15 protein-coding genes are annotated in these 13692 nt (G+C 64.2%); 13 read left to right on the top strand and 2 right to left on the bottom strand.

The annotated features are described in order from the left end of the window. Positions 1 to 32: 32 nt before the first annotated feature. From QN397_RS04680 to QN397_RS04715, 8 genes are all read left to right on the top strand, one after another. Entirely contained in the window at positions 33 to 1259 is a 1227-nt protein-coding gene (locus QN397_RS04680; protein WP_323495671.1) for an ABC transporter substrate-binding protein, read from the top strand. Between the two features lie 27 nt (positions 1260 to 1286). Then, complete coding sequence (locus QN397_RS04685; protein WP_323495670.1) at positions 1287 to 2153, top strand: branched-chain amino acid ABC transporter permease; 867 nt, start codon at positions 1287 to 1289, stop codon at positions 2151 to 2153. Then, the gene (locus QN397_RS04690) at positions 2150 to 3250 is read left to right on the top strand and encodes a branched-chain amino acid ABC transporter permease (RefSeq protein WP_323500199.1); all 1101 of its coding nucleotides are present in this window, start codon (positions 2150 to 2152) and stop codon (positions 3248 to 3250) included. The genes QN397_RS04685 and QN397_RS04690 overlap by 4 nt, the downstream gene beginning before the upstream one ends. After that, positions 3247 to 3963: an ATP-binding cassette domain-containing protein gene (locus QN397_RS04695; RefSeq protein WP_323495668.1), complete on the top strand. Its 717-nt coding sequence runs from the start codon at positions 3247 to 3249 to the stop codon at positions 3961 to 3963. The genes QN397_RS04690 and QN397_RS04695 overlap by 4 nt, the downstream gene beginning before the upstream one ends. Before the next feature lie 14 nt (positions 3964 to 3977). Next, a complete protein-coding gene (locus QN397_RS04700) occupies positions 3978 to 4682 on the top strand; it encodes an ABC transporter ATP-binding protein (RefSeq protein WP_323495667.1) in 705 nt (234 codons plus the stop codon). Then, positions 4679 to 6076, top strand: a complete 1398-nt coding sequence (locus QN397_RS04705) for an amidase (protein ID WP_323500200.1) — start codon at positions 4679 to 4681, stop codon at positions 6074 to 6076. The genes QN397_RS04700 and QN397_RS04705 overlap by 4 nt, the downstream gene beginning before the upstream one ends. A 185-nt stretch (positions 6077 to 6261) precedes the next feature. Continuing rightward, on the top strand, positions 6262 to 7254 hold the full coding sequence (locus tag QN397_RS04710; RefSeq protein WP_323500201.1) for an acetamidase/formamidase family protein: 993 nt from the start codon (positions 6262 to 6264) through the stop codon (positions 7252 to 7254). Positions 7255 to 7277: 23 nt separating this feature from the next. Next, the gene (locus QN397_RS04715) at positions 7278 to 8039 is read left to right on the top strand and encodes an SDR family NAD(P)-dependent oxidoreductase (RefSeq protein WP_323500202.1); all 762 of its coding nucleotides are present in this window, start codon (positions 7278 to 7280) and stop codon (positions 8037 to 8039) included. A 12-nt stretch (positions 8040 to 8051) separates the two neighbouring features. Here QN397_RS04715 and QN397_RS04720 read toward each other — a convergent pair whose 3' ends face one another. Next, positions 8052 to 8486: a DUF1841 family protein gene (locus tag QN397_RS04720; protein ID WP_323500203.1), complete on the bottom strand. Its 435-nt coding sequence runs from the start codon at positions 8484 to 8486 to the stop codon at positions 8052 to 8054. Positions 8487 to 8566: 80 nt separating this feature from the next. On the opposite strand from QN397_RS04720, the gene QN397_RS04725 reads away from it, so the two are divergent. Next, the gene (locus QN397_RS04725) at positions 8567 to 9649 is read left to right on the top strand and encodes a sugar phosphate isomerase/epimerase (protein ID WP_323500204.1); all 1083 of its coding nucleotides are present in this window, start codon (positions 8567 to 8569) and stop codon (positions 9647 to 9649) included. A 28-nt stretch (positions 9650 to 9677) separates the two neighbouring features. Here the strand turns inward: QN397_RS04725 and QN397_RS04730 are convergent, their stop codons facing one another. Further along, positions 9678 to 10463 (bottom strand): IclR family transcriptional regulator domain-containing protein, encoded by a 786-nt coding sequence (locus QN397_RS04730; RefSeq protein WP_323500205.1) that lies wholly within the window; start codon positions 10461 to 10463, stop codon positions 9678 to 9680. A 142-nt stretch (positions 10464 to 10605) separates the two neighbouring features. Here QN397_RS04730 and QN397_RS04735 point away from each other — a divergent pair, with 142 nt between their 5' ends. From QN397_RS04735 to QN397_RS04750, 4 genes are all read left to right on the top strand, one after another. Further along, the gene (locus tag QN397_RS04735) at positions 10606 to 11307 is read left to right on the top strand and encodes a 3-oxoacid CoA-transferase subunit A (protein ID WP_323495660.1); all 702 of its coding nucleotides are present in this window, start codon (positions 10606 to 10608) and stop codon (positions 11305 to 11307) included. A gap of 2 nt (positions 11308 to 11309) precedes the next feature. After that, the gene (locus QN397_RS04740) at positions 11310 to 11966 is read left to right on the top strand and encodes a 3-oxoacid CoA-transferase subunit B (RefSeq protein ID WP_187053029.1); all 657 of its coding nucleotides are present in this window, start codon (positions 11310 to 11312) and stop codon (positions 11964 to 11966) included. Positions 11967 to 11990: 24 nt separating this feature from the next. After that, complete coding sequence (gene pcaF / locus QN397_RS04745; RefSeq protein WP_323500206.1) at positions 11991 to 13199, top strand: 3-oxoadipyl-CoA thiolase; 1209 nt, start codon at positions 11991 to 11993, stop codon at positions 13197 to 13199. 200 nt (positions 13200 to 13399) lie between these two features. Beyond that, positions 13400 to 13678 (top strand): hypothetical protein, encoded by a 279-nt coding sequence (locus QN397_RS04750; RefSeq protein ID WP_323500207.1) that lies wholly within the window; start codon positions 13400 to 13402, stop codon positions 13676 to 13678. Positions 13679 to 13692: the final 14 nt, after the last annotated feature.

Below are 13692 nucleotides of genomic sequence, written 5' to 3' on the forward strand. Positions count from 1 at the left end.
GCACCCGCCGTCAATCTTCGAGGAGTTTGTTCATGGATCGTCGTTCCTTCATCCACGGTTCCGCCGCCGCACTCGCCGGTTCCGCCTTGCCGCTGTTCCCGATGGCCGCCATGGCCGCCGACGAAATCGTCGTCGGCAGCATCATCGACATGTCGGGCGGGCTCGACATCTACGGCAAGCCGATGGCGGACTGCATGACGCTCGCGGTCGAAGAACAGAACGCGGCAGGCGGCTTGCTCGGCAAGAAGATCAAGCTCGCCGCGTACGACCCGCAATCGAACATGCAGCTCTACGCGCAGTTCGCGCAACAGTCGGCGTTGAAGGACAAGTCGACGGTCGTGATGGGCGGCATCACCTCCGCCTCGCGCGAAGTGATTCGCCCGGTGCTCACCCGCAACAAGACACTCTACTTTTACAACACGCAGTACGAAGGCGGGGTGTGCGACCGCAACACCTTCTGCACCGGCGTCACGCCAGGCCAGACGGTCGCCAAGCTCATTCCGTACGCCATGAAGAAGTGGGGCAAGAAGGTCTACGTGGTGGCGGCCGACTACAACTACGGCCAGATCACCTCGCAGTGGGTCAAGAAATTCGTACAGGAGAACGGCGGCTCGATTGCTTCCATCGACTTCTTTCCGCTCGACGTCACGAACTTCGGCCCGACCATCTCGAAGATCGAGCAGGCCAAGCCCGACATGATCGTCTCGGCGCTGGTCGGCGGCGCACACATTGCTTTCTACCGCCAATGGGCAGCAGCAGGCCTGACCAAGAAGATTCCGCTCGCATCGACCACCTTTGCCGGCGGCAACGAGCATATCGTTCTGTCGCCCGCCGAGGCGGATGGCTTCCTGGTGTCGTACAACTACTTCCAGAACGTCGACACGCCGGAGAACAAGGCTTTCAAGGAGCGCTTCTACAAGCGTTTCGGTGCCGACTATCCGAACATCACCGAACTCGCGATGGGCACCTACCAGGGTTTCAAGCTGTGGGCCGAGGCTGTCAAGAAGGCCGGTTCCATCGACCGCGAGAAGATGATCACGGCGCTGGAAAGCGGCATCAGCATCGACGGCCCGAGCGGCAAAGTCTCGATCGACCCCGAGACGCACCACTGCGTGCTCAATGTGCGTATCGCCGAGGTCCGCAACAAGCAACTCAACATCGTCGAGACGTTTCAGCAGCAGCCACCGGTCGACACCAGCGCGGTCTGTAATCTCATCAAGAATCCGAAGGACAACCAGCAGTACGTGATCAAGGCCTAGATCAAGAGATAAGGGACGCGCGCCGACATGGATCTCGCACTCATCGTTTTCATCCAGGTGCTCTACGCGGTGGCGAGCCTGGTCATCATCTCGGCCGGTCTGGCTGTCATCTTTGGAATGATGAAGGTCATCAATCTCGCACATGGCGAGTTCATGATGCTCGGTGCGTATGCCGTGATCGCCGCGCTCAAGGTGGGCATCAACCTCTGGGTCGCGATATTCATCGTCGCGCCGATCGCGGTCGGCATCGTCGGTGTGGTGTTGGAGCGGCTGGTCATTCGCCGCCTCTATGGCCGCATGGTCGACACCATGTTGGCGACCTGGGGTCTGTCGCTGCTGCTGGTGGGCATCGTCACATCGGTGGCGGGCAACACCACGGCCGGCGTCTCGGCGCCGCTGGGCAGCTTTTCGATCGGTGCGTATTCGGTCAGTGGCTACACGCTGGTGATCATCGCGGTGGCCGTCGTGCTGTCGCTCGCCATCCGCTTCGTGCTGACGCGCACGCAGTTCGGCCTGATCGCACGCGGCACCATGCAGAAACCCGATATGGCCAACGCACTCGGCATCAGTCCGAGCCGTGTCTACTCCGTCACTTTCGCGGTCGGCGCGGCGCTGTCAGGGCTGGCCGGCGGACTGCTCGCGCCATTGACCGGTGTGGTTCCGACGATGGGCGCCGCCTTCGTGGCCAAAGCCTTCATCACCGTGATCGGCGGCGGACCGGCGATCCTCGCCGGCCTGCTCGGCGCGTCGACGCTGTTCGGCGCCATCAACCAACTCGCCACCTTTGTCACCACGCCGGTGCTGGGCGAGGTGGCGCTGCTGCTGGCCGCCATCGTCATGCTGCGGCTGCTGCCGCAAGGCATCACCGGCCGCTTCTTCAAAGGCTCTTTGTGAACCGTTTCGCCAACTCCTGGGGGAGTGCCGCGTTGTGCCTCGCGATCGGTATCGCGCTGATGTTCGGGTTGCCCGGCGTGATGGACGACTACACGCTGATCGAAGTCACGATCTATGCGGTGATGGCCATCTTGTCGGTGAGCCTGGCCTTCATCTGGGGCTTCGGCGGCATCCTGTGCTTTGGGCAGGCGGCGTTCTTCGGGCTCGGCTCCTACACCTATGCCATCGCGGTGGTGAACATGGGCGATAGCACCGTGCCCTTCTTGCTTGCCATCGTCGTGCCGGCGCTGTTCGCCATGCTGCTCGGCTACGTGATCTTCTACGGTCGGCTGTCGGACGTGTACATGGGCGTGATCACGCTCACCGTCACGCTGATCCTGTTCAACCTGATCAACTCGACGGCCGGTCCGGAGTGGCGAATCGGCAGCGCCCCGCTCGGCGGTTTCAACGGCATTCCTGCGATTCCAACGCTCAATTGGCCCGGACAGCAAGACAACGTGCTGACGCCCAAAGACCTGTTCTACGTCACCTTCACCTGCCTGCTGATGGTTTATCTCTTGTTGCGTGTGCTGATCGCTTCCAAGATCGGGCGCGTCATCGTCGCGGCCAAGGAGAACGAACAACGGGTGCTGCTGCTGGGCTACGACGCACGGGCCTACAAGCTCTTCAGCTTCACGCTCGGCGGCGCCATCGCGGGCCTGGCCGGCTGCCTGTTCGCCAACTGGGGCGCCTTCACCAGCCCCACGATTTTCGGGCTCGCGCAATCGGCGCAGATCATCATTTGGGTCATCGTCGGTGGGCTGGGAACATTGGTGGGCCCGGTAGTCGGCGCGGTCGCGATCCAGTGGCTCACCTCGCAGATCGGCACGCAGCAGGTCTTCAACTCGAACCTGGTGCTGGGCGGCATCCTGGTGGTGTTCGTGCTGCTGGTGCCCAAGGGCATCGTGCCGAGCATCGGCCAGTTGCTCGAGTCCGCGTGGCGTCGCACGCGGCGGCCTGCAGTCACCGCTGCGCAGAAGCCCGCTTCATCGGCTGCGGTCGCAGTCATGACGGCCGAGCCGACCCTCACGCTGACGCCTTCGGAGCAGACGCCATGACGCCGCTGATCGAAACCCGCGGTCTCAACGTGCGCTTCGGCGGCGTGCATGCCACGCGCGACGTCAACTTTTCGTTGGCCGAGAACGAGCTGCGCTGCGTGATCGGTCCCAACGGCGCCGGCAAGAGCACCTTCTTCAAGCTGCTGACCGGCCAGGTCAAGCCGACCTCCGGGCAGATCCTTTTCCGCGGCAAGGACATCTCCAACATGCAGCCGCACGAGCCGGGGCGGCTCGGCATCGGCATCAAGACGCAGGTGCCGAGCCTCTTCAACGGACTCAGCGTGTGGGAGAACGTGTGGCTGTCGGCGCGCCGGCTCAACAGCACCGCGCAGGCCAATCGCATCACCGGCGAAACGTTGGAGCGCGTCGGCATGGCCGCGTACCGCAACGTGCAGGCCGGGTTGCTGGCGCACGGCATGCGACAGTGGGTCGAGATCGGCGTGGTGATCGCGGCCGATCCGCCGCTGATCCTGCTCGACGAGCCCGCTGCCGGCATGAGCGACGCCGAGGTGGCGCGCACGGCCGAACTCATCCTCGAGATCAACCGCCAGCACGCGCTGGTAGTGGTGGAACACGACATGAATTTCATCCGCATGATCGCGCGCAAGGTGACGGTGCTGCACCAGGGCGCAGTGATCATGGAAGACACGCCGGACCGCATCATGAGCGACCCGTTGATCCAGCAGATCTATCTCGGCAAGAAGCCGCACTGAACCGGAGCGACGCAATGCTGGAAGTCTCTGGTCTGCACGCCGGCTACGGCGCTATTCCCGTGCTGCACGACATCTCGCTGCGCATCGCAGCGGGTGAATCGGTCGGCATCCTCGGTCACAACGGCATGGGCAAGACGACCATGCTGCGCACGCTGATCGGCGCACTGCGCGCCACGGCCGGCACGGTCCGCTTCAACGACACCGACGTCACGCGCTACGCACCGCACGCGCGGGCCAAGCTCGGCATGGCCTACGTGCCGCAGGGGCGGGAGATATTTCCGACGCTGAGCGCAATGGACAACCTGCGCATGGGCCTGGTCAAGACCGGCGAGCGCTCGCTCGACACGATCGAGGCATTGCTGCAGGACTTTCCAAGGCTTAAACCGCTGCTCGATCGGCCCGGCGGCTCGCTTTCCGGTGGAGAGCAGCAGTTGCTCGCGTTGGCGCGCGCGCTGGCTGGCAAGCCCACGCTGCTGCTGCTCGATGAGCCGACCGAAGGCATCCAGCCTTCGATCATCGAAGAGATCGCCGAGACATTGGCGTCGCTGCGCGACCGCATGAAACTGACGATCGTGCTGGTCGAGCAGAACCTCGAATTCATCGCCGCAGTGTCGCAACGCGTGCTCGTTATCAAGCGCGGCCAGATCGGCGAGGAGATCCCGCGCGAGCACTTGGGCGATTTCGAAATCATGAGTCAATACACAGGAGTCCACGGATGACCAACGATTTGCATTACCTGGAGCTGGTCGATATCGGCCAGCGCATTCAAAAGAAGGAACTCTCGCCAGTCGAGGTGACGCAGGCGCAACTCGACCGCATCGGCAAAGTCGACGGCGCGCTCAAGAGCTACGTGACCGTGATGGCCGAGCAGGCGATGGCCGACGCGCGCAAGGCCGAGGCCGAGATTGCCAAGGGCGAGATTCGCGGGCCGCTGCACGGCGTGCCGGTGGCGGTCAAGGACTTGTGCTGGACCGAAGGCGTGGCCACGGCCGCCGGCATGACGCTCTACAAGGACTTCGTGCCGACCGAAGACGGCACGGCGGTACGCAAGCTGCGCGAAGCGGGCGCTGTCATTCTCGGCAAGCTGCAGCTCACCGAGAGTGCTTACGCCGACCATCATCCGACCGTCACGCCACCGGTCAACCCATGGAACGCAGCGCACTGGTCGGGCGCCTCGTCGAGTGGCTCGGGCGTGGCCACCGCCGCCGGGCTTTGCTACGGATCGCTCGGCACCGACACGGGTGGATCGATCCGCTTCCCCTCGTCCGCCAACGGGCTCACCGGCCTCAAGCCGACCTGGGGCCGCGTCAGCCGCTACGGCGCGTTCGAGCTCGCCGCCACGCTTGACCACATCGGTCCGATGACTCGCAGCGCAGCCGATGCGGGCGCGATGCTCGGCGCCATCGCCGGGGCCGATCCGAAAGACCCGACCGCCAGCCTGGCGGCCGTGCCCAACTACCTCGCCGGCATGAAGCGTGGCCTGCGTGGCTTGCGCGTGGGCATCGATTCGCGCTGGAACGAGGAGGGCGTCGATGCCGCCACCGCCAAGGTGATGGCCGGCGCGCTGGCTGCCGTGCGCGAGCTTGGCGCCGAGGTGCGCGAGGTCACGTTTCCCGATCCGGCGCAGGTCATCGTCGACTGGTTCCCGCTCTGCGGCATCGAAGCCGCGGTGGTGCACGAGTCGACCTATCCGGCGCGCAAGGAGATGTACGGCCCGGCACTCGCCGGCCTGCTCGACCTGGGCCACGCGCAGACCGGCATGGACTACCAGAAGATCGTGCTCAACCGCCTGGCCTTCACCGGCAAGGTGCGCGCGATGTTCGATGGCATCGACCTGCTACTCATGCCCTCGCAAGGCGTGGCGTCGCCCACGCTCGAACGCATGCTGACCTTCGGCACCGACGCCGAGATGATGTCGGCGATGCTGCGCTACACCTGCCCGCTCGACACCAGCGGCAGCCCGACCATCACGCTGCCCGGTGGCTTCACCGATGCCGGCACGCCGGTCGCTTTCCAGCTCGTTTCGCGCCATTTCGAGGAAGAGTTGCTGGTGCGTGCCGGCTGGGCTTTCCAGCAGGCGACCGACTGGCACCAGCGACACCCGGCACTCTAAGCGTCCGTGCTGGCGAGCCGACCGTCGGCCGACCCGACGCGCAAGGTGCGGCTGCTCGAGGCCGGGCGCGGTGCACTTCGCAACACGGGAGTCGACTGAGCTTTTCGCACCATACCGAAAGCCGGTGCCGCGGCCGGAGCATAGAGTGGCAGCGCGACCGAATTCATCCTGAAAGAAGCACACCGATGACCTGGCTCGACACCTCCATCATGCGAACGCGCGGCGTGGCGCAGGGCCGCGCGCCCGACCTTCACCAGCTGACCGAAGCGACGCAGGGCAAGTACCACTACACCATCGGTCCGTACTCCGACCCGGTGCTGCACGTTCGGCCCGGAGACCGTGTCGTGGTCGAGACGCGCGATGCCTTCGAGGGTGCGATCAAGACCGAGCAGGACCTGCCTTCGCGCGTGCTCACCATGCCCTTCGTGAACCCGCAGAACGGCCCGATCATGGTCGAGGGCGCAGAGAAGGGCGACGTGGTCGCGGTGTACATCGAGTCGATGGCACCGCGTGGTCCCAATCCACGTGGCACCTGCGCAATGATCCCGCACTTCGGTGCGCTCAGCGGCACGGCGTTCACCGCGCTGCTGACCGATCCGCTGCCCGAGATCGTCCGCAAGATCGACCTCGACGAGCAGGGCGTCTACTGGAGCAAGCGCGTCACGCTGCCATACCGGCCGCACATCGGCACGCTCAGTTGCTCGCCCGAAATCGATTCCATCAATACGCTCACGCCCGACCAGCACGGCGGCAACATGGACCTGCCCGACATGGGGCCGGGCAGCATCACTTACCTGCCGGTGCAGAGCCCGGGTGCGCGGCTCTTCATCGGCGACGCGCATGCCTGCCAGGGCGACGGCGAGGTCTGCGGCACTGCCGTCGAGTACCCCAGCACCACCACCATCCAGGTCGATCTCATCAAGGGCTGGCGGCTCGACTGGCCACGGCTCGAGAACGAACGCGTGATCATGGCCATCGGCAGCGCACGTCCGCTCGAAGACGCCACCCGCATCGCGTACCGCGAGCTGGTGCTGTGGATGGAAGCGGAGTACGGATACGACCGCTGGGACGCCTACATGATGCTGAGCCAATGCGGCCAGGTGCGACTCGGCAATTTCGTGGACCCCAAGTACACGGTCGGCGCCGGCATTTCCAAGACCTATCTCGCCCCGGGCTGAAGCCCACAACCAAAGGAATTCACATGGACCTCGGACTCAAGGGACTCAACGCGCTGGTCACCGGTGGCACCAAAGGCATCGGCCGCGCCATTGCGCAGACCTTCGCGGCAGAGGGCACGAACGTGGGCATCTGTGCTCGCAACGCCGACGAGGTGGCGCAGACCGTCGCAGAACTGTCGGCCTACGGCGTCAAGGTGTTCGGCCATGCGGTGGACGTCGGCGACGGGCCCGCGCTCAAGGATTGGGTACTGGCGGCGGGCGACGCGCTGGGCGGCATCGACATCGTGGTCGCGAACGTGAGCGCCCTCGCCATTGCGAACGACGAGGCCGGCTGGCAGCGCGGCTTCGAGGTCGACATGATGGGTACGGTGAGGCTGGTGGACGCCGCGATGCCGCGACTGGAGCACAGCGCGCACGCGGCCATCGTCACCATATCGAGCGTCTCGGGCCGCGAGATCGACTTCGCCGCCGGACCCTATGGCGCCTTCAAGGCCGCGATCGTGCACTACACGCAGGGGCTGGCGCATCAACTGGCGGCCAAGCGCGTCCGCGCTAACTCGGTATCGCCTGGCAACACCTACTTCAAAGGCGGCGTGTGGGACCAGATCGAGCAGGGCAACCCCACGCTCTACGCGCAGGCGCTGGCCCTCAACCCGACCGGACGCATGGGCACGCCACAGGAAATGGCCAACGCTGCAGCGTTTCTCGCGAGCCCGGCGGCGAGTTTCATCACCGGTACCAACCTGGTGGTCGACGGCGCGCTCACGCGCGGCGTTCAGCTTTAGGCGCGACGCCCGTCAATCTCGCGTGGCGCGGCGCTGCACGCAGGCGATATACGCATCGCCATCGGGCGGCCGGCCAGCGCGCTGACTCTCCCACATCATCTGACCGAGGCACTCCATCGCCTCGTGGTGCGCGTCGAGCAACGAGTCGCGCCTTGCCGCCAGCAACTCGACCGCCTGCCGGATGCCGCGCGGCTGGTCGATGGAACATTGCTCGCTGATCGACAGGTGCATCGACAGATGCAGGAAAGGGTTTTCGCGTCCGTTCGCGCCGTCGTAGATGCGCGCCACGGCCGCGTCGGCATCGGCGAGGTCGTCAGCATATTCAGGGTGCGCGTCGATCCAGCCGGCGGCGATGGTTTCGAGCGGCTCCATCGGCAAGCCCTGGCGTTGCTTGGCGTAGACGTCGCAGAAGAAGCGGCGAACTTCTTCCTGAGAGGGATTGAACATGACGCCGAGGCTAGCATTGCCTACCATTCCGCGAACCGATTGCGGTTTTGCAAGGAGACAAGAGCCATGAGACAAACACTATGAAAACGATCAAAGGCCCCGCCATTTTTCTGGCCCAGTTTCTCGGCGATGCCGCGCCGTTCGACACGCTCGAATCGCTCGGCGCCTGGGCTGCCGGGCTGGGTTACAAGGGCGTTCAGATTCCGTGCGATCCACGGCTCATCGACCTCAGGATCGCTGCTGAAAGCAAGACCTATTGCGATGAACTCAAAGGCAAGCTGGCGCGTCACGGCGTCGAGATCACCGAGCTGTCGACGCATCTGCAAGGCCAGTTGGTCGCGGTGCATCCGGCGTACGACGAGCCTTTCGATGCCTTCGCAGCGCCCGAAGTGCGCGGCAATCCGGCGGCGCGCCAGCAGTGGGCGGTGCAGCAACTGATGTACGCGGCGCAGGCCTCGCAGAACCTGGGATTGACCGCGCATGCGACCTTTTCGGGCGCGCTCGCCTGGCCGTACCTGTACTCATGGCCGCCGCGCCCACCGGGACTCATCGAGACCGCGTTCGATGAACTCGCGCGGCGCTGGAAGCCCATCCTCGACCGCTTCGACGATGCCGGTGTCGACGTCTGCTACGAGATTCATCCGGGCGAAGACCTGCACGACGGCGTGACCTACGAGATGTTTTTAGAGCGCGTCGGCAACCATCCGCGCGCCTGCTTGCTCTACGACCCGAGCCACTTCGTGCTGCAGCAGCTCGACTACCTGGCCTACATCGACCACTACCACGAGCGCATCAAGATCTTTCATGTGAAAGACGCCGAGTTCAACCCGACCGGCAAGCAGGGCGTGTACGGCGGCTTTCAGAGCTGGATCAACCGGGCAGGGCGCTTCCGTTCGCTGGGTGACGGGCAGGTCGACTTCGAGGCGATCTTCTCGAAGATGGCGCAATACGACTTTCCGGGCTGGGCCGTGCTGGAGTGGGAGTGCTGCATCAAGCACCCTGAAGACGGCGCGCGGGAAGGCGCGACGTTCATCGCCGAGCACATCATTCGGGTGGCGGACCGAGCCTTCGATGACTTCGCGGCTGGCGATGCAAGTGACAAGTCAAGCAGTGGCGATGGCGCAGGTGCCGCGATGAATCGGCGGATGCTCGGCCTCGGCTGATAGAGCGCGGTGCTGCGATAGAAGCGGCTCAGAGCAAACGCGAAATCTGCTGCGCCGAGGCAAGCAGCGCCGGCAGCATGGTCTCCTGCATCACCTTGGCACTGGTGCGATTGGCCTGCCCGCTGATGTTGAGCGCGGCGACCATGCGGCCAGAGCGATTCACGATGGGCGCGGCGATCGAGATGAGCCCTTCTTCGAGTTCCTGATTGACAAGGCACCAGCGTTGCTTGCGGGCCTGAACCACCTTGGCGAGCAAGGCATCGACATCGGTCACGGTGTGCTTGGTCAGCGCTTCCGGCGGTGCGGCTTCGAGCCGCGCGAGCACTTCGGCATCGTCCAGGTCGGACAGCAGAAGCCGGCCCATCGACGTGCACCAGGCTGGCAGCCGTGAGCCGACGCCCAGGCTGATGCTCATGATCTTTTGCGTGGCCACGCGCATCACGTAGACGATGTCGGTGGCGTCGAGCACGGCGGCCGAGCACGACTCGTGCACCTGCTGCACCAACGCCTCCATCACCGGCTCGGCGCGGTTCCAGATCGGCATCGACGACAGGTAGGCAAAGCCGAGGTCGAGGATGCGCGGCGTCAGCGCGAAGAGCTTGCCGTCGCTCTCGACATAGCCCAAAGTCTGCAGCGTGAGCAGGATGCGTCGTGCGCCGGCTCGCGTGAGCCCGCTGGCCGCGGCGACCTCGCTGAGTGTTTGCCGCGGTGCGCTGGCGTTGAACGACCGAATGACCTCGAGGCCGCGCGCGAACGACTGCACATAGGTATCGCCAGGGCGGGGCGTGTCGGTTTGTTTCGCGGTGGTTGCCATGGCGCAGTGGATCTCCTAAAATTCATTATAAGAACAATTGTTCTATATGCGAACAAGTTGGCAGTCGAACAATGAGCGAACACGCAGACGGATTTCTCGGTAATTTCCCTCACTGTTCCCTAACCCACAGGAGACAAATTCCATGATCAACAAGATCGCCCGCTCCATCGCTGAAGCGATGGCCGGCATCCAGGACGGCTCGACCGTTCTCATCGGCGGCTTCGGCACCGCCGGCATTCCCAACGAACTGATCGACGGCCTGATCGCACAAGGCGCAACAGACCTGACCATCGTCAACAACAACGCCGGCAACGGCGAGGCGGGACTTGCTGCGCTGCTCAAGGCGGGCCGCGTGCGCAAGATCATCTGCAGCTTTCCGCGCCAGGCCGACAGCCAGGTGTTCGATGGCCTGTACCGCACCGGCAAGCTGGAGCTCGAACTGGTACCGCAAGGCAATCTTGCCGAGCGCATTCGCGCAGCAGGTGCTGGCATCGGCGCATTCTTTTGCCCAACCGGCTACGGAACGCAGTTGTCGGGCGACCGCGAAACGCGCGTCATCGATGGCGTTCAGTACGTGCTCGAGTACCCGATTCAAGGCGACGTCGCGCTCATCAAGGCCGAGCGCGGCGACCGCTGGGGCAACCTGGTCTATCGCAAGGCCGCGCGCAACTTCGGCCCGGTGATGGCCATGGCCGCGAAAAAGACAATCGCCACCGTGCACGAGATCGCCGAACTCGGCACGCTCGACCCGGAGACCATCGTCACGCCGGGCATCTTCGTTCACCAGGTCGTCCAGATCGAGCGTGTCGCCACGCAGGCCGGTGGCTTCAAGAAGGCAGCATGATCATGACCACCACAACCGCAACCTACCAACGTCGCACCAAAGACCAGCTCGCTGCCCGCGTTGCACAAGACATCTTCGACGGCGCCGTCGTCAACCTCGGCATCGGCCAGCCGACGCTCGTCGCCAACCACTTGCCTGCGGGGCGCGAAGTCATCCTGCAAAGCGAGAACGGCATCCTCGGCATGGGCCCCGCGCCCGCGGCTGGCGAAGAAGACTACGACCTCATCAACGCCGGCAAGCAGCCCGTCACGCTGCTGCCCGGCGGCTCTTTCTTCCACCATGCCGACAGCTTCGCGATGATGCGCGGCGGCCATCTCGACATCTGCGTGCTCGGGGCTTTCCAGGTGTCGGCCACCGGCGACCTGGCCAATTGGCACACCGGCGAAAAAGACGCGATCCCGGCCGTCGGCGGTGCCATGGACCTTGCCATCGGCGCCAAGCAGACCTGGGTGATGATGGACCTGCTGACCAAGCAGGGTGCGAGCAAGCTGGTCAAGGAATGTACCTATCCGCTGACCGGCATCGGGTGCGTGAAGCGCGTGTATTCCGACCTGGCTACGCTGGAATGCACGCCCGATGGGCTGAAGCTGATCGACAAGGTCGAAGGCCTCGCCCACGATGAATTAGAGAAGCTGGTCGGCCTTCCGATCGCCGCCTGACAACTACCTGAAAGAGACAAGACCATGAGCAAGAACGAAGCCTTTATTTGCGACGCCATCCGCACACCCTTCGGCCGCTACGGCGGTGCTCTCAGCAGCGTTCGCACCGACGACCTTGGCGCCGTGCCGCTGCGCGCCTTGATGGAGCGCAACAAGCAAGTCGACTGGCAAGCCGTCGGCGACGTGCTCTACGGCTGCGCCAACCAGGCCGGCGAAGACAACCGCAACGTGGCGCGCATGTCGTCGTTGCTGGCCGGACTGCCGCTCGAACTCGGCGGCGCCACGATCAACCGGCTCTGCGGTTCGGGGCTCGACGCAGTCGGCTCCGCAGCGCGTGCCATCAAGGCCGGCGAGGCGGGATTGATGATCGCCGGTGGCGTCGAGAGCATGAGCCGCGCACCGTTCGTGATGCCCAAGGCCGAGAGCGCTTTCGGTCGCGCCAACGCGGTGTACGACACGACAATCGGCTGGCGCTTCATCAACAAGAAAATGAAAGAGCTCTATGGCGTGGACTCCATGCCCGAGACCGCCGAGAACGTTGCGACGGACTACAAGATCGAGCGTGAAGCGCAAGACCGCATGGCGCTCGCATCGCAGCAGCGGGCTGTCGCTTCGCAGAAGTCGGGCTTCTTCGACAGCGAGATCGTGCCGGTCACCGTGCCGCAGAAAAAGGGAGAGGCCATCGTTGTGAGCAAGGACGAACATCCGCGCGACACCACGATGGAAGCACTTGCCAAGCTCAAGGGCGTGGTGCGGCCCGATGGCACCGTGACGGCCGGCAACGCCAGCGGCGTGAACGATGGCGCGTGTGCGTTGTTGTTGGCGAGCGAGTCGATGGCGGCCAAGAATGGTCTGATACCCCGTGCGCGTGTCGTCGGCATGGCGACGGCCGGTGTGCCACCCCGCGTGATGGGCATCGGCCCGGCACCTGCCACGCAAAAAGTGTTGGCGCTCACTGGCTTGACGATCGACCAGATGGACGTGATCGAGCTCAACGAAGCCTTTGCGGCGCAGGGCCTCGCGGTGCTGCGGCTGCTCGGCTTGAAGGACGACGACGCACGCGTCAACATCAACGGGGGTGCCATTGCTTTGGGCCATCCGTTGGGCGCCAGCGGCGCGCGGCTTGCAACGACTGCGGTGAACCAGTTGCACAAGGGTGGCGGCCGCTATGCGCTGTGCACGATGTGCATCGGCGTCGGTCAGGGCATCGCGGTCATCCTCGAGCGCGTCTGACCTTTTCGTGTTGTTTTTGTTTCTCGGTGTTATCCCTCGCGCTTTGTGCGGCGTGAAAGGACCATATCGTGTTCTTCACGCCGAGGTTTGAGGCCTTTAGTTTTAATGCGGACGGGCTGCGCCGAAAAGCATACGGGCGAGTTAGCCAAAAGGCGAATAGGAACTCCGCGCGTCACATGTGAGACTCGTTGTTCGACAAATTGCTCATCGGCGTCAGCAACGGAGAAATGACCATGGAACTGTTTACACAAGCGGAGTTTTTCGCAGGGCTTTTCTCTGTCGTCGGCGCCGGAATTTTGATCGTCATAGTGGTCAGCCGGTCGCCCAAGCAATTGGGTGACGAGATGGCGAACCGGGTTCAGGAAACGGTGACGCTGCTGGGCAGGCTCGATGACTCGATAGACACTAACGCGCGCCAGTTCGAAGCGGCCGGCAGCCCGGGGCGCCGAAGCGGATGGACCGGACCGGCCTCGCGCTGAAAAAAGCCACTAAC

Origin of the sequence: Variovorax sp. RTB1 (assembly GCF_035018765.1) — a bacterium.
Taxonomy (GTDB): domain Bacteria; phylum Pseudomonadota; class Gammaproteobacteria; order Burkholderiales; family Burkholderiaceae_C; genus Variovorax.